Raw genomic sequence first — 16794 nt, forward strand, 5'->3', positions numbered from 1 at the left:
AAGAGCTATGGTGGGGGAATCTTTGCGACCCATGCAATCTTAGAGATTGCACCTTTCGATACCGCACTGCGCTGACAGTATGGCGGTACAGGAACTCTTTATACAGTACTATGTCCTAGTGCATCAGCTAAAGCGAAATTGCGTATATTCAAGCTTGCATTCAAATCACGATCATGCACTGTTTCACAGTCAGGACATTGCCATTCTCTTATGCTTAGTGGCAATTTTGTCATAGTATAACCACAACATGAACATGCTTTAGAACTTGGAACGAATCTTCCAATTTGTAGCACATTCTTACCGAACCATTTTGCCTTGTATTGCAATATCGTAAGAAATTGACCCCAAGCCACATCCGAAATGGACTTGGCTAATTTTCGATTTCTTACCATGTTTTTTATCCCTAAATCTTCTACAGCATACGTGGTCGCTTGGTTTTCACAGATCAAGTAATGCGTGAGTTTGTGATGTAGGTCTAAGCGTTGCAGGCGCACTTTTTCATGGATGAATGCAACACTTAATTTTTGACGTTGATAATTCTTTGATTCTTTCTTCTTTCGAGCAAATATCTTCTGCTGTATGGATAGTCGGTTTTGAGCCTGTCGCAAGTATTTTGGATTTTCAACCTTATTACCATCGGATTGAATGAGCATGTGATTCAAACCCATATCAATTCCGATGGTTTGATCAGCTTGAATTGTTGTTGATGCAACAAGTTCTAACTCTGACTCGACCAAAATCGAAGCATAATACTTACCTGTCGCTGTTTTGCTAATGGTGACAGTTTTGATTTTCCCATTAAATACCCGACTAAATACAGTTTTTATCCCTTTAATTTTAGGTAGATGAAGTAATCCGTTCTCAAAGCTCACTGTTGCGTGCTGAGGGCATTGATAAGACCGTTGCGGTATTTTCTTGGATTTGAACCGTGGGTAGCCGACAAGATGACTTAATGGGCGTTTTTCATCAGGATTTGGTTTATATCCTTTGATCTTTCTGAATTCAACCTTGCCTTTCTTTAATCGCTGAAAAAAGTTGTTGTAAGCAGTGTGTAGGTGAAGTAACCCACTAAGAAGTGATTGACTATTCACCTCGTTCAACCATTCGAATTCAGGTTGTTTTTTCATGGCAACTAATTGGTCTTGAATATCCTTTTTTGATAATAATTTTTGAGTTTCAGAATGAGCTTTAGTTTGAAGTGCTAAAGCCCAATTGAAAATAAAGCGAGTGCATCCGAAGTGCTTTTCAAATTGCACTTTCTGCTCAGAAGTAGGATAGATGCGATATTTATACGCTTTCAAAAAAGGTTGTTTCATGGTTATAATTTAGCAAATTAATTGCTTAGTGTAAATGTAATGAAGTCACATTATCACTGTGTTTATAAACTTACATATCATTTAGTGTTGGTAACAAAATATCGCAAGAAATGCCTTTCAAATGAGATGATCAATCGGCTTGAAGAAATTGTAAAAAAGAACTGTGCTGATTGGGAGATTGACTTGATTGAGTTCAATGGTGAAGCTGATCATATTCACTTATTGTTAGATATGCACCCGAACATCATGCCAAGTAAATTCATCAATAATCTAAAAACTGTATCAAGCAGACTGATACGCAAGGAGTTCGGTGAAGAACTAAAACCTTATTATTGGAAACCTGTGCTTTGGACGAGGGCATACTGTCTACTTACAACAGGTGGAGCGACAATTGATGTAATTCGAGAATACATCCAAAACCAAGAAAGACCCGACTGAAAAGGCGTGCTATCCATCTCCATCTAAATCACAGATTATAGATGGAGAATTCCGCACATTTAGTTAAACTAAATACGGTTAGACCCAATGCCGCAAAACGTGCTTGAAAACCAAACAATAAAGCTAAGCCACCACCTAACTCAACTAAAATGGTGATCGGAAGTAGCCCTGCCGGTACACCCATTGACTCCATATAACCTGCGGTTGCAGTGTAAGCGGTAATTTTGCCCCAACCTGCCACAATAAAAATATAAGCCATCAAAATACGTGCAACGAGACTGATTACCGCATTGATTTGCGGCTGTTGACTCAGATTTTTCACCACTAGATTTGGATTAAACATACTGAAACCTATTTTTAATACTGTTCAAAAGATGTGCTTAGATTAGGTCGTTTCTTATTCTCTTTAAATATGCCTTTATAATACCTATCATTCTATATATAGAACGATTTTACTGATAATTAATTACGTTTTAATACTGACTTTGCTGCCCCAGACTGATAGCATCAGACCACTATTTTACACATATAAGCCCCATGGAACTGATTGATTTTATACTACATGTTGATGACCATTTACTCGAGTTCATTACCAATTATGGCGTATGGATTTATGCAATTCTGTTCCTGATTATTTTTGTTGAAACCGGTTTAGTGGTCATGCCCTTTTTACCGGGTGACAGTCTTCTGTTTGCAGCAGGCGCGCTCGCTGCGTCAACAGGTGCCATGGATCCATGGGTTTTGGTGATTCTGCTGTTTATCGCTGCGGTCTTGGGCGACACGCTGAATTACCATATTGGTAAATATATTGGCCCACGTGTCTTTGAAATTGAATCACGCTTTATTAACCGTCAACATTTGGTGAATACGCAAAAATTCTTTGAAAAACACGGTGGTAAAACCATTATTTTTGCCCGCTTTATTCCTTTTGCACGAACCTTCGCACCTTTTGTCGCAGGTGCAGGCAGCATGAACTACAAGTACTTCCTGACTTTTAACATGATTGGTGCGATTTGTTGGGTCGGCTCATTTATCACTTTAGGCTATTTATTTGGCAATATGCCCATCGTGAAAGATAACTTCACCCATCTGATCTTTGGCATCATTATTATTAGTGTTTTACCGGGTGTGATTGGTTTTATTCGAGCAAAATTAAAGAAATAAACCGATATGGTGAACGCCTTTAAGCAAAAAAGCGCAAAACCACGGGAAACATACATAAAATCAGCATCAGGGCCGATCCTTTATACAGAAGATCGGCCTTAATTTTTTGGGTCTTACCCGCCAAAATCGTCCGTCCAAATGACATCCAAAACAACGCAACAGGCAATAAAACCACACTAAATACAGCGAAAACCAAAATAAAATTTAATGGGCTTGCCCAAGTTTCTATCGGGAAAATACCTGCAGCAAAAAGCAAGGCTTTCGGATTTTTTAATGAGGAAATGAATAATTCACGTGGTTGAATTGAAGGATGTTTTTGATTGTACTGGTGTAAATGCGTCGATTTCCACAAATGAAAAGCCAACCATAAAACATAGGCAATACTGAGAAAATGCAGTAAGTGAATTAAATTCGGCCACACTGGAGCGCTTAAATGAATAATCAACGCCCACAAATTTATGGCATAGAAATAGCCCAATAATTCTGCAGGAATCAGCATGCACGTCTTTGCAATGCCTTGTTGATGTGCAGAGCTTGCCATTAGTGCATTGCTAGGTCCCGGCGTCATCATCACCGCAATCATTGCCAATACAAAAAGCCAACTCTCAATCATAAATACCCAGACAATGTTTCAAAGCGCACACCTTAGCCGAAATGAATTTAAAAAAACAAGTACGCGCTAGGTCAGTTTTATCCTTGTACAAGTCAATGCACTCACGCTGAATGTTCAAGACCAGAAGGAAGTATTGAAATACACCAATAATATTTAATTTAATTTTTTCATAGATTTAAATATTTTATTGGCTCTAAACAGTGCAGTTTATTTGGCTCAAAAAAAATGCCAGTAGACGCCTCACCTACTGACAAATTTTATTACACTTTTCTCATAGCACAGGCCTGAGCCCCTGCTCATGATCCGTTTATGATTTTGCTGCGGTAGCCGAATTTGCGCGAACGATAATCGGACAACCTTTAAATTTTGCTGCCTGTACAATCGCTTCTTGCTCACCTAGAACGCGTGAAAGCTCGGTACGTTTGGTATTTGAAGATTGTCCCATATTGACCGAAATACTCGGACCAATTCCCCAACCTCCACGGCTGCCCCAGCCACCACCGAGGCCAACACCGACACCAACGCCTGTGCGCTTCGGTGTTTCTACACCATTTTGAATATAGTCGTGGATTCGGTTGTATTCGCTTTGCAATTGTTGGCAACTCAAAGACTGATACTGTGTAGGTGAAACATAGCTTGGTTTAGGCGTACTTGCACATGCACCCAATACAACAGCAGTGAAAGCAACTAGACCACATTTAAGTGCATTCATACTTTTCTCGATACTACTTTTGCTCAATTTCATTGAACAATGATTGATAGGCTTGCGTCAATTTATGATCTGCAGCCAAATGGATTAAAGGTTGATTTTTATGATGCGATTCTTTCATCAGCACTGAAGGCGGTAACATTCTGTCCAATACAGGAAGACCTTCATCTTTGAGTTGTTGTACAACTTCACGCGGCAACTTCGCCTGTGCCTGAAATTGATTGACCACAATGCCTTCAATTTCTAAATGATCATTATGATCATCCTGCGTTTCCAACACATTTTCGATCAGTGTCTGTAAGGCACGTTTTGAAAACACATCGCAGTCAAATGGAATCAGCACGCGATCTGCCGCAATCAGCGCAGATAAAGTAAAAAAGTTAAAGGCCGGAGGTGTATCAATAAATACCCGATCATATTGACCGCTCATCTGCTGCAAAGCATCGCGGAGTTTGTAAATTTTATGCTTAGATTCTAAGGCATGTGCCAACGCGCCTAAATTTGGACTGGCAGGAATCACATCTAAACGTGGATACGGCGATGCATGCACATAACTTTCCAAACCTTTGGCACGACCTTTCAAAATCGAACCGATGGCATTTCCCAACAAACCTTTACTTTGTTGTGTCCCCAAGACTTCTTCAAAATAATTTTCAATATTGGGTTCAAGTGCAGGCTTATCTGCCGAATACGTCGCATCATCCCCCAACAAATATTGACTTGAATTGGCTTGAGGGTCGAGGTCAATCACCAAAGTTTTTAAACCTTGGTGCGCGCTTATCGCAGCTAAATTGACCGTAATACTCGATTTCCCCACACCACCTTTTTGGTTAAATACCACACGCGTACGCATTCAAAACCCTCTAATCTTTGTTTTTCTACTCAAGCCTTGAAATCGGCCATGTGGATAAGCCATTTATCCAAAAACTGGTTTGATTATAACCAATGTAATGATGAAAATAAGTGCAACAGCTGCAATAAATAAGCCCGCACGGCGCTGAACCAATAAAACACTGTCATCTTTCTTATAAGCTTTAGATAAAGAAGACAGCAGCGCCAAAAACAGTACAACTTTGGCATAGAACCATGGCTGCACATCAAAGTTTTTCATAAACAATAAGATAATTCCTGTTACGGCAATTAGTGTCATTGAGCCATGTTGCAAAGCAACAAAAAACTTCCGACCTGCTGGATTGGGTAAATTGCCCTGCGTCCCTTTAAACAGCGTAAAAGCACGAATGAAAATGGCAGCACAGCCTAAAGCCACGCCACACATATGAATGATTTTAATGATTAATTGCGTTTCCATGGCTCACCTTAAGATGACTTAGGTGCATGCGCACATTCAGGGCTAGTAGTGTCTTGACCATTCCATTCTTCGGGTAAAAACGCATGAATGGCCAAAGCATGAATTTGCCCCGGACTAAGTAAATCACCGGCTGCGGCATAGACTTTTTGATGACGTTGCACCAAACGCAAGCCTGCAAAAGCCTCACTCACGATCACAGCTTTAAAATGCGACTCTTTACCTGGGAAATAACCACCATGACCTGCGGACTCATTCACCACTTCAAGATGTGTAGGCGCTAATGTCTGTAGACGCTCAATTAATTGCTGTTCTAAACTCAAAACGGCTCTCCCAAATTCAAAAAAAGGTTCAACTGATCTTAGTATAGCCTGTATTTGTTGAAGTTCTTGTGTCGCAAAGTTGCTGAAACCATCTGAATTGCATGATTTCATCAAAATGGAAGCCTTCGACCTGCAAAAATCTTCCGAATTTCAAACAAATTGTTTTTATTTTATGCAAACGATGCACAGATTTTCATAAAGTTATTGACCTGAAAAATCCTTAATGTATTATACGTGGCTATGCGGGAATAGCTCAGTTGGTAGAGCATAACCTTGCCAAGGTTGGGGTCGGGAGTTCGAGTCTCCTTTCCCGCTCAAAATTTTTTCATTCGGTTTTTTATTTAAAAAATTGGATAGACTCCGCGGGAATAGCTCAGTTGGTAGAGCATAACCTTGCCAAGGTTGGGGTCGGGAGTTCGAGTCTCCTTTCCCGCTCCAAATTTTTTTCGATTCAGTTTTTTAGTAAAAAAACAGGATAGACTCCGCGGGAATAGCTCAGTTGGTAGAGCATAACCTTGCCAAGGTTGGGGTCGGGAGTTCGAGTCTCCTTTCCCGCTCCAAATTCAAAAAGCCCTCATCGAAAGATGGGGGCTTTTTTTATGACTAATTTTATTCATTTTTTGAAAACCTCCTACTACTAGCTACTCGAAAATTAGGATTATTCTTTAAATATACGAGACAAAATAACATCCCTTGATTTGATAATATGTGATGAAACACCGTGTATCAAATAAATTACATGACTCTCTTACTCCCTATAATTAAGGTGACGAATTAAGCATAAAAAGGGACTTTAAAAGTTGAATGCGATCTACGTTTTAGAATTTGTGAAAAACTATGATTAGTGTAGTTAATTACTTATTAAAATTTTAGATATTGATCATTATTTTTTCAAAAAAAACCAAAGCCTAAGCTTTGGTTTTTTAGTAAATTGTATGTCAATTATTTTTGATCAGGCAAAGCATAGGCAATGATGTAATCACCTACATCTTTAGAGTGGCTTGCACCACCTGCAGAAATAACCACATATTGTTTTCCAGTTTTTGGTGACTTATAAATCAATGGTGCTGCAACAGCAGCCACAGGAAGTTCAGCTTTCCACACTTCTTTACCGGTTTTAGAGTCTAAAGCACGTAAGTAGTAATCTTGAGTACCTGCAAAGAATACTAGACCAGAAGCAGTTGACGTTGGACCACCTAAAGTAGGCATACCAAGAGGCATTGGCATATGAGATTTAATACCTAAAGGTCCAAGTTGTTCAGCAGTCCCCATTGGCACTTCCCAAACGACTTTTTTAGATTTCAAATCAATCGCTGTCATGGTTCCGAACGGAGGGCGGTTACATGGTACACCCAATGCAGACTGCATGATGTCGATTTTTACACCTGCATATGGACCTGCAAATTGTGGACGTACAGTCCCCATGAATCCTGGAACTTCATCCGTTGAGATTTTGTACTTGCCCATGTCTTCTTTACGTACAAGAGACATACGAAGTGGCATACGCATATCGTTGACGAACATCAAACCTGTTGATTCATCGATAGAAATACCACCCCAGTTCATACCACCTAAAAGACTTGGCCATTCTATATATGGTTTTTCACCCGGCGGGGTATAAAGACCTTGATACACAGAATCTTTATAATCAATACGACAGTTTAATTGGTCAAAGGTAGAGATCCCCCACATGTCTTTTTCACGTAAAGTGTCATTCCCAATTTGTGGCATATCGACAGAATATGGTTGAGTTGGAGAAAGTTTTTCACCTTCAGCAGCACCAGAGGTTGGAACGGCTTTTTCAACCACTTTAGACACTGGTTTACCCGTACGACGGTCTAAGACAAAGATTTGTCCCATTTTAGTGGTTTGAATCAATGCAGGAACTTTTTCACCTTGATCATTGGTCATGGTGTAAAGCACAGGTTGTGACGGTAAGTCATAATCCCATACGTCATGATGCACAATTTGATACGACCACACTGTTTTACCAGTCGTTGCATTGACAGCAACGACAGCCGAACCAAATTTCTCTTTAGCACCACTACGGTCACCACCCCAATAATCTGGAGGACCATTACCAGTAGGTAAATAAACAAGATTTAAGTCTTTGTCATAGGTTGGAATGGTCCACATGTTTGGCGTTTCAAGGGTATAACCTTTACCATCTTTAGGCTCACCAACAAGTTCAGGATTACCAATATCCCACGCCCAAGCCAATTTACCTGTACGAACATCATAGGCACGTACGACACCAGAAGGCTCGCCGTGCACAATATCACGGACCCAGCCACCTAAAATTGCAACATGACCTGCAATGAGAGGAGTTGATGTTGGGTGGTAGCGTTTACTTTGTTCAGTTGGCCCCATGTCATGTAAAACATCGACTTGACCATTGATACCAAACTCAGGGCATAAAGCACCTGTTTTCGCATTCAAGGCAATTAAACGACCATCAACAGTAGAGGTTAAAATACGTTGTGGACATGCTTTGATGCCGTTAGATGCTAAATCGGCAGGTGTAAGTGATTTATCTTTAGTTGCATCGTAGTAGCCTACACCACGACAGGTAATATGTTCCGCAGTTTTTGCTTTAGGATCATATTTCCAAAGTGCTTTACCACTATCACCATCAATGGCAGTGATAATATTGGTCGGTGTACATGAATACAGTGTGCTACCAATTTGAATGGGTGTATTTTCGTCTACACCTGCTTTCAAATCACGACCCGTATGGTAGGTCCAAGCAACTTTCAAATCTTTGACATTTTCAGGGGTAATGTCAGTATATGGAGCGAAACGTGTACCGTTACCATTACGACCAAAATACTCCCAGTTGTCTGGGTTTTCAGCATTTGGTTTTGCTAAACTTGGATCTTGTACGAGATCAACTGGATTTAAAATTTTGCCATGTGGGAAGAATGCGGCAATCAGCGCAACCACACAGGCAGCTAAACCAACGAATCCAACTTGATTGGCTATTTTAACTTTTGTGAGGCTCAGTGCAGGCAGACTACGACTTGCCCATAGGCTTAAAACAAATAAAACAGTTGGGGTCACTAAACGTGGAATATATTGCCAAAAGTCAAAACCTTGCACTTCAGCAATTGCCCAGATCACAGTTGCAATAAATGTGATGATAGACAACCAAAAGCCAGCGGCTTTTTTCATTGCATATAAAACAGCGATGACGATATACGCAACACCAGCAATGAGATAATAGCTTGAACCACCGAGACTCAATAATTTAGAACCTTGGATGATTAAATATAGTGCGATCAGAGCAGTCAGTACGATAAAAAAATATCGGTAGACTTTAGCCCCTACACGCTCTTGCGGAGAGGTTTGTTCTGTGTTCATACCTTGCCTCTGGGTAATATAGGCTTGGTTGAATAGCCAAAAAATTAGAATAAAGTAAAGTCTTTTAAATCGTATGCTATAAATACATGGTGCCCAACAAAACGCATTTGAAATCGTATAAATCTAATTACATTCTACTCATTCAATTCTTGAAGTTATGGCTAGCATTCAGTTTTAAATACTTACAGATAAGGAAATAATTTGGGCTATTGATACCAAATAGTTGCCTATGTAACGAAGTTTGAAGATTGAGTACAATCACACACTGTGATTGTACTTTAGTAGTAGAAGTATACTCCTTTTCAAGTATTGTGTTTTGATCGACATGCTTATTCAAAGATTCAAAAAATTAAGCCCTCCTAAACAACTTAGATTTAAGTCATCATTGAGGGGTGAAAACAGCCTCGTTCGTTCAATTGATTTCAAACCATTACACATGCATGAATCTGATTAATTTAAGAAATATTGAACTGGTAATTTAGAATCTCATCCTTTATTCCTGTTCGAAGCAATTTCTTAACTGCATTGGCAACGATATTCAGACTGAGGTTTCCACTCATCCCATTTAATGTATGTTAAAACATCAAGCTCTAGAGCCAATAGCTAGATGAAGCCTATCACTACTTTCTTTATAGCTATCGTAATATTACTAAGCTTTTGTCTTCTACAAAGAAAGTGAGATAATTTGGAGCGATTCAGACGAATCTACAATGTTAAATGAGGCCTTGAACAAAGCTATACTTCATTCAAATAGAAGTATCTAACCCACTGTCTTAGATATATTATTTTTAAGGTTGAATATCTGCAAAGTTGCTAATACCTTATTTTCTAATAAATTCATTTGTTGTTATTTCTACATCTATTGTTTTAAATCAAACACTTATTTTATCAAATTTGCATAATTTTTATGCAGATTAAATGCTAAAAAGACATTCTGCTAAGTTAAGAATAATCCATCATTTAAAGAATCACGCATTTACGAGTAGCGTTTTGATATCTATTAAAGGTGTCATTATGTCTCATTTAATCTCTGAAAATATTCATGTTATTGAAAATGACTTAGAAGCAATTCATGCAGCGTATCACGTTGCAGATTTTGCTTTGGAAGGTCGAAATGAACGTGATCAGAACCGCCTACTGCCTTTTGCAGAAATCGACTTGTTTAGTCAGAAAGGTTTAGGCGGCATTCGTATTCCCAAAAAATTTGGCGGTGCCTACGTGTCCAACAAGACACTGGCGCAGGTTTTTCGCATTATCAATAAAGCAGATTCTAGCGTGGGCCAAATTCCACAAAACCAAATTGCCTTGCTGTATATGATTGACCTCATGGGAACGGATGAACAAAAAGCCTTTATTTTTAATGAAATTTTACAGGGAAAACGTTTAGCCAATGGTGGCCCAGAGCGCAATACCAAAGACACCAAAACCTTAAATACAACGCTGCGCATTGAAAATGGAACGTATGTGGTCGATGGTGAAAAGTTCTATTCGACCGGCAGTAGTTTTGCAGATTGGTTGGCGATTAAAGCCGTTCACCCTGAAGGTCATGTTGTCCTGACCATCATTGATCGACACGCTACAGGCGTAGAAGTGATTGATAACTGGAATGGTTTTGGCCAACGCACAACGTCTAGTGGCACTGTCAAACTGAATCATGTGGCAGTAGATCCCCTATTAATTTTTGATGAACGTAAGCTTTCTGCAGGGCCAACGTATCGCGGTGCCTTTTCGCAATTGATGCAAGTCGCGATCGATGTGGGGATTGCGGAAGCTGCCTTTGCAGACACCCTTTCTGCGGTACAAAAAGCCCGTCCAATTGTAGATGCACAAGTCGAGAAAGCCAGTTTTGAGCCTTACACCCTACAGGAAGTGGGTAAATCTGCCGTTTTATTGGATGCTGCGATTCTACTTTTAGATGAAGCCGCAGATTACCTCGATGAATTAGATCAGCTTGATCAGGTGAGCGAACAACAAGCTGCTCTAGCTTCGATTCGTGTCGCTGAAGCCAAAATCTATGCCAATGATGCAGCCTTACAGATCTCTGAAAAACTCCTTGAATTAGGCGGCAGCCGTGCAAGTTTGAGTGCCCATAACCTTGATCAACACTGGCGCAATGCCCGAGTACACACCTTACATGATCCTGTGCGATGGAAGCTGCATACCTTAGGCGACTATTACTTAAATCATAAATTACCTGCACGCCATGCGTGGATTTAAGGAGAATTCTGATGACCTCATTTCCAAATATTAATTCGCTACAGGCCATATCAACAACACCTGCGCATATTATTCAGTCCGATGCAGAAGCACTTGAAATTGCAAAACAATTAGCCGAACAATTTAGAAAAAATGCCGTGCAACGTGATGCCGAACGCATACTGCCGTTTGATGAAATCGAGGCCTATAGTCAATCTGGTCTCTGGGCAATCACGGTTCCCAAGGCATTTGGCGGTGCCGAAGTTTCAAGTTATACCGTGGCGCAAGTGATTGCGCTTATGAGTGGTGTAGATGGCTCAATTGGGCAAATTCCACAAAACCATTTTTATGCATTGGAAGTATTACGAAACACCGGCACAACTGAACAAAAGCAAAAGCTTTATGCCGAAGTGCTTGCTGGCGCTCGTTTTGGCAATGCCTTAGCCGAGTTTAAAACCAAAACCGCTGCTCAAAAACAAACGTCGATTCGCCCTCATGACGATGGTTTTGTAGTGAATGGTGAAAAGTTTTATTGCACCGGCAGTTTATTTGCACATCGCATTCCCACATTGGTCAAAGACCCCGATGGTCGTGAATATTTAGCCTTTATTGCACGTGAAAGTGCAGGTCTAGAGCTGATCGATGATTGGACAGGGTTTGGACAACGCACCACGGGCAGCGGTTCTGTAAAATTTCATCAAGTTGCGGTTCCTGCCACAGATGTCATTCCCTTTGATCGTGCATTTACGGAACCCACATTGGTTGGGCCATTTGCGCAAATTATGCATGCTGCGATTGAAGTCGGGATTGCCCGTGCAGCCTTTGAAGAAAGTTTGCGCCGCGTACACCAAGCTCGACCATGGATTGATTCCGGTCTTGATCTTGCTAGCGAAGATCCTTTAACCAAATACGAACTCGGTCGTATTGCCGCAGATGTTCGCGCCAGTGAGGTCTTGCTGAAACAAGCCGCTCGTGCCATCGATGCTGCTCGCCCACAGCCCAATGCCGAAAACATTGCAAAAGCCTCATTAGATGTTGCGAAAGTACGTGCGCATAGTACCGAAACTGCACTTAAAGCGGCTTCAAAATTGATTGAGCTTGCAGGCAGCCGTGGCAGTCAGCGTGAAGATGGTCTAGATCGTTTTTGGCGTAATGCACGTGTTCATACCTTGCATGATGCAGGGCGATGGAAATATTTCTTTATTGCCAATTACCTCCTGAATGGCGTATTGCCCCCACGTCGAGGGACCTTGTAATGAGCCAAATTACAACGGCAGAGACCCAATCACATCCAGCCAAGAAAATTTTACTGAATGCCTTCGATATGAACTGTGTCGGGCATATCAATCATGGCTTATGGACTCATCCACGTGATGAATCGCACCGCTTTAATGAACTGAGCTATTGGACGGGTCTTGCCAAAACCTTGGAGCAAGGGCTGTTTGACGGGCTATTTATTGCGGATATCACAGGGGTCTATGATGTTTATGAAGGTAACATCGATCTCACACTTAAAGAATCGATCCAACTGCCGAGCCATGACCCCAGCACCCTAATTTCTGCAATGGCTGCGGTCACTGAAAACTTAGGTTTTGGTGTAACAGTCAATTTGAGCTATGAAACGCCTTATCAATTTGCACGTCGATTTGCCAGCCTAGACCACCTGACCCAAGGTCGAATCGGTTGGAATATCGTGACTGGATATCTAGACAGTGCAGAACGCCTCATTGGGCAAAAAGGCTTGAAAGATCATGACCTACGCTATGAACAAGCTGAAGAGTTTTTGCAGCTTTGCTATAAGTTTTGGGAAGGTTCTTGGGAAAATGATGCAGTTCAAAAAGATAAAGCTCATCGCATCTTTAGCGACCCCAAAAAAGTACATGCCATTCAGCACCAAGGGAAGTTCTATCAAAGCCAAGGGGTATTTCAAGTTTCCCCTTCGATACAGCGCACCCCTGTGTTGTATCAGGCCGGTGCTTCACCACGTGGTTTAGCTTTTGCTACGCAACATGCAGAAGGCATGTTTATCGGTGCAGACAGCGCAGAAAAAGTTAAAAATCAGGTACAAAAAATTCGCAGCCAAACCGCAGCGCAAGGTCGTGACCCACAAGCCGTGAAACTCTTTGTTGGCATTACGGTAGTGACCGCAGAGACCGATGAACTCGCCCAAGAGAAATTGGCTGAATACATTCGCTATGCCAATCCTGAAGCGGGACTGGCACACTTTTCCAGCTCGATTGGGATGAACCTCGCCAACTTTGCAGAAGATGAAGCCATTCCGTATCAGCAGACCAATAGCATCGCATCGGTCAATCAAAAATTTAAAGAGCAGAAAATTACGCGCCAAGATTTGCGTGCTCAGCACGTTCTAGGTGGGCGTTATCCGCTCTTTGTTGGGAGTGGTGCCAATGTTGCAGAACAGTTAATTGATTATTTGGATGAAACTGGCATCGATGGATTTAATCTGACTCGCACCGTTGCACCTGAGTCACATCAAGATTTTATTCGTTTGGTCATTCCTGAATTACAGCAACGTGGTCGCTATAAAACTGCATATGACACCGGTAGTTTGCGGCAAAAACTGTTTCAACAAGGTGACCATTTAGCCACGACACATCCTGCTCATCGCTACCGATGTCGCACTTCCGACGCGGGATCTCAGGCAGCAATTAAAAATGTTGAGACAGCATAAGCTGCACTTAAAAAATAAAATTTTAGTCAAAAAATTTAATTATTTCAAAAAATAGAGGTGTGCCATGGCACAAACAGCAAAATCTAAATTCACACTGATTGGTGTGATTGTGGCCATCTTGGTGATTGGCTTAGTTATTTGGAATCAACAAAAGAAAAGTCATCAAAGTGAATTAGTGATTGGGATTAGCCCATCTTTTGCAAAACCCTTACAAGTCGCCGCGGATGAAGCCAAGCAGCAAGGGCTGAACGTGAAATTGGTGGAATTTTCAGACTGGAATACCCCAAATATCACCCTAAACCATGGCGATATTGATGCAAACTTTTTCCAACATCAGCCTTTTCTAGACAATGCAAAAAAAGAAACGGATTTTAAAATCAAAGCCTTTGATGTCGGTGCTGCAACCCATGTCGGATTGTATTCAAAAAAGTATAAAAACTTTGCTGATTTACCCCATAAAGCCAAAGTGGTGATTCCGAATGATCCGGTCAATCAGGGCCGTGCCTTACAACTGTTACAGCAAGCCAAGCTCATTGAACTGAAACAGCCGGATAACTTTTTATCGACTTTAAATGACATTGCAGCGAATCCTAAACAGCTCCAATTTATTGAGGTGGAAGGCCCTCAAACGGCACGTGCAATTGATGATGTCGATCTGGCTTTTGGCTATCCACATTATTTACGTCTAGCAAAAACTGCCGATCCTGAAAATGCCTTACTGTTTGACTCCAATACCGACAAGCGTTTTGCCATCTTATTTGCCGTACGTGATGACTATGTAGATCGCGACGATAAACTGCGTAAATTTGTCGATATTTATCAAAACTCACCTAAAGTTAAACAGGCATTGGACGCGGATTTTGGTGCAAAACTGTGGTTCCCTGGTTGGAAATAAGGAGTCACTCATGGTGAGTTTCGGTTCATCGGTTGAATTTGCCGTCCCCCATATCCAAATTAAAAATTTAAATAAATTTTATGATGTGCAAGGACAGCAGGTTCATGCCTTAAAAGATATCAATCTGAATATTCCACAAGGCAAAATATTCGGCATTATTGGGAAAAGTGGCGCGGGTAAATCCTCACTGATTCGAACGCTGAATGGCTTAGAACAAATCAGTGATGGCAGTATTCACATCCATCAACAGGAATTATCAAGCTTAAATCACGCAGAGTTGATAGCCCTACGTCAGCGTATTGGGATGATTTTTCAGCATTTTAATTTGATGTCTGCCAAAACCGTGTATGACAATATCGCGCTGCCCCTTAAAATCGCCAATTTCAGTCAAGCCGATATCGCTCAGCGAGTGAATGAAGTGCTGAAGTTGGTAGGTCTTGAAAATAAAGCAGCGCACTACCCTTCTCAACTTTCGGGCGGGCAAAAACAACGTGTTGGGATTGGACGAGCGTTAGTTCATCATCCAGAAATTTTACTCTGTGATGAAGCGACTTCTGCACTCGATCCAGAAAGTACTTCTGTTGTGCTGTCTTTGCTTAAAGAAATTAATCAAAAGCTCGGTATCACCATTGTGTTGATTACCCATGAAATGCAGGTCATTCGCGAGATTTGCGATCAGGTTGTGGTGATCGATCAAGGCGAAATTGTAGAAGCAGGACAGGTTTGGAAAGTGTTTTCTACGCCTCAACAGCAGATCACACAAGAGTTACTCAACCTTGAACAACTTGATTTACCAAGCGACATTCAGCCACAACCGTCAGATTCAAATGATCAAATCATTTTAAAATTACGATATGAATCGACACTACAACAGTCGCCTGACTTAAAGTTTATTTTTGATCAATTTCAGGCGCCAGTACATCTGTATCAAAGTCATATCGATAGTATTCAAGGGCATTTAATCGGTTCGTTGATTGTTGCAGTGGACAGCAGCCATTTAGAGATCAACGCCGTATCTGAACAACTTAAACACCATATCGCACAGATTGAGGTACTCGGCTATGCACGACCAACTCATTGATTTACTGATTAGTGGAACCATTGATACCTTACTGATGGTCGGCGTTTCAGCCTTTGTGGCCTTTCTGATCGGCCTGCCTTTAGCGGTCGTATTGGTGTGTAGTGCTGAACACGGGATTTATCCTTCAAAAAGCCTAAACCACACCCTAGGTTGGTTGGTCAATATTACCCGTTCGGTGCCATTTCTTATTTTAATGGTAGCGCTTATTCCGCTCACGCGCTTTATCGTGGGCACCAGTTATGGCGTTTGGGCCGCTGTCGTACCTTTAACCCTTGCGGCCACGCCTTTTTTTGCACGTATAGCTGAAGTAAGTTTACGTGAAGTCGATCAAGGTCTGATTGAGGCCGCTCAAGCCATCGGCTGTAATCGCAAACAAATCATTTGGCATGTGCTGCTCCCTGAAGCGCTTCCTGGCATCGTCGCAGGCTTTACAGTGACCTTGGTGACCATGATTAATTCTTCTGCCATTGCAGGGGCTATCGGTGCAGGTGGTTTGGGGGATATTGCTTACCGTTACGGTTATCAACGCTTTGATATGCAAATCATGCTAGCAGTGATTGTGGTGTTGGTCGCGATCGTGATGCTGGTTCAAGCTTGCGGAGATCACATTTCCAACCAGCTCGATAAACGCAAAATTTAAAGCGACCCTCTCGATTATTTTTCGTATTTCTTAGAAAAAAACCGTGTCGCTACACATAAAA

At 41.3% G+C, this 16794-nt stretch carries 15 protein-coding genes, 3 tRNA genes and 1 pseudogene; 11 read left to right on the plus strand and 8 right to left on the minus strand.

Annotated features, from left to right (window positions below):
- Positions 1-98: 98 nt before the first annotated feature.
- On the minus strand, positions 99-1316 hold the full coding sequence (locus tag FTT77_RS09785; protein ID WP_152873594.1) for an RNA-guided endonuclease TnpB family protein: 1218 nt from the start codon (positions 1314-1316) through the stop codon (positions 99-101).
- A gap of 39 nt (positions 1317-1355) precedes the next feature.
- On the opposite strand from FTT77_RS09785, the gene tnpA reads away from it, so the two are divergent.
- A complete protein-coding gene (gene tnpA, locus FTT77_RS09790) occupies positions 1356-1754 on the plus strand; it encodes an IS200/IS605 family transposase (protein WP_152873595.1) in 399 nt (132 codons plus the stop codon).
- Between the two features lie 64 nt (positions 1755-1818).
- Here the strand turns inward: tnpA and FTT77_RS09795 are convergent.
- Positions 1819-2097 (minus strand): annotated as a pseudogene (locus FTT77_RS09795) (DoxX family protein); the annotation flags it as partial.
- Positions 2098-2291: 194 nt separating this feature from the next.
- On the opposite strand from FTT77_RS09795, the gene FTT77_RS09800 reads away from it, so the two are divergent.
- Positions 2292-2918: a DedA family protein gene (locus FTT77_RS09800; protein ID WP_078191514.1), complete on the plus strand. Its 627-nt coding sequence runs from the start codon at positions 2292-2294 to the stop codon at positions 2916-2918.
- A gap of 19 nt (positions 2919-2937) precedes the next feature.
- Here FTT77_RS09800 and FTT77_RS09805 read toward each other — a convergent pair whose 3' ends face one another.
- The 5 genes from FTT77_RS09805 to FTT77_RS09825 all read right to left on the minus strand — a co-directional run bounded on the left by FTT77_RS09805 (position 2938) and on the right by FTT77_RS09825 (position 5869).
- The gene (locus tag FTT77_RS09805; RefSeq protein ID WP_168378830.1) at positions 2938-3531 is read right to left on the minus strand and encodes a LysE family translocator; all 594 of its coding nucleotides are present in this window, start codon (positions 3529-3531) and stop codon (positions 2938-2940) included.
- A gap of 307 nt (positions 3532-3838) precedes the next feature.
- On the minus strand, positions 3839-4243 hold the full coding sequence (locus tag FTT77_RS09810; protein WP_078191516.1) for a hypothetical protein: 405 nt from the start codon (positions 4241-4243) through the stop codon (positions 3839-3841).
- Positions 4244-4256: 13 nt separating this feature from the next.
- Positions 4257-5093, minus strand: coding sequence for a ParA family protein (locus tag FTT77_RS09815; RefSeq protein ID WP_180109296.1), 837 nt, complete (start codon positions 5091-5093; stop codon positions 4257-4259).
- Between the two features lie 63 nt (positions 5094-5156).
- Entirely contained in the window at positions 5157-5549 is a 393-nt protein-coding gene (locus FTT77_RS09820; protein WP_180049492.1) for a SirB2 family protein, read from the minus strand.
- 8 nt (positions 5550-5557) lie between these two features.
- Positions 5558-5869 carry a BolA family transcriptional regulator gene (locus tag FTT77_RS09825; protein WP_180039831.1) on the minus strand — a complete coding sequence of 104 codons (312 nt, stop codon included), beginning with the start codon at positions 5867-5869 and terminating at the stop codon, positions 5558-5560.
- 242 nt (positions 5870-6111) lie between these two features.
- Here FTT77_RS09825 and FTT77_RS09830 point away from each other — a divergent pair.
- From FTT77_RS09830 to FTT77_RS09840, 3 genes are all read left to right on the plus strand, one after another.
- A tRNA-Gly gene (locus FTT77_RS09830) sits at positions 6112-6184 on the plus strand.
- Between the two features lie 47 nt (positions 6185-6231).
- Positions 6232-6307: transfer RNA gene (locus tag FTT77_RS09835), tRNA-Gly, on the plus strand.
- A 46-nt stretch (positions 6308-6353) separates the two neighbouring features.
- Positions 6354-6429: transfer RNA gene (locus FTT77_RS09840), tRNA-Gly, on the plus strand.
- A gap of 382 nt (positions 6430-6811) precedes the next feature.
- Here FTT77_RS09840 and FTT77_RS09845 read toward each other — a convergent pair.
- A complete protein-coding gene (locus FTT77_RS09845) occupies positions 6812-9229 on the minus strand; it encodes a membrane-bound PQQ-dependent dehydrogenase, glucose/quinate/shikimate family (protein ID WP_168378843.1) in 2418 nt (805 codons plus the stop codon).
- A 990-nt stretch (positions 9230-10219) separates the two neighbouring features.
- Here FTT77_RS09845 and FTT77_RS09850 point away from each other — a divergent pair.
- The 6 genes from FTT77_RS09850 to FTT77_RS09875 all read left to right on the plus strand — a co-directional run bounded on the left by FTT77_RS09850 (position 10220) and on the right by FTT77_RS09875 (position 16733).
- Complete coding sequence (locus FTT77_RS09850; protein WP_216076653.1) at positions 10220-11446, plus strand: SfnB family sulfur acquisition oxidoreductase; 1227 nt, start codon at positions 10220-10222, stop codon at positions 11444-11446.
- Between the two features lie 11 nt (positions 11447-11457).
- A complete protein-coding gene (locus tag FTT77_RS09855; RefSeq protein WP_168378845.1) occupies positions 11458-12681 on the plus strand; it encodes an SfnB family sulfur acquisition oxidoreductase in 1224 nt (407 codons plus the stop codon).
- Positions 12681-14117 (plus strand): LLM class flavin-dependent oxidoreductase, encoded by a 1437-nt coding sequence (locus tag FTT77_RS09860; RefSeq protein ID WP_180109295.1) that lies wholly within the window; start codon positions 12681-12683, stop codon positions 14115-14117. Before FTT77_RS09855 ends, FTT77_RS09860 begins: the two co-directional genes overlap by 1 nt.
- A 64-nt stretch (positions 14118-14181) precedes the next feature.
- Positions 14182-15012 carry a MetQ/NlpA family ABC transporter substrate-binding protein gene (locus FTT77_RS09865; protein ID WP_078191522.1) on the plus strand — a complete coding sequence of 277 codons (831 nt, stop codon included), beginning with the start codon at positions 14182-14184 and terminating at the stop codon, positions 15010-15012.
- Positions 15013-15022: 10 nt separating this feature from the next.
- The gene (locus FTT77_RS09870; RefSeq protein ID WP_180109294.1) at positions 15023-16093 is read left to right on the plus strand and encodes a methionine ABC transporter ATP-binding protein; all 1071 of its coding nucleotides are present in this window, start codon (positions 15023-15025) and stop codon (positions 16091-16093) included.
- On the plus strand, positions 16074-16733 hold the full coding sequence (locus FTT77_RS09875; protein ID WP_078191524.1) for a methionine ABC transporter permease: 660 nt from the start codon (positions 16074-16076) through the stop codon (positions 16731-16733). Before FTT77_RS09870 ends, FTT77_RS09875 begins: the two co-directional genes overlap by 20 nt.
- Positions 16734-16794: the final 61 nt, after the last annotated feature.

Source organism: Acinetobacter sp. YH01010 (assembly GCF_013420775.1).
GTDB classification, from domain to species: Bacteria; Pseudomonadota; Gammaproteobacteria; order Pseudomonadales; family Moraxellaceae; genus Acinetobacter; species Acinetobacter amyesii.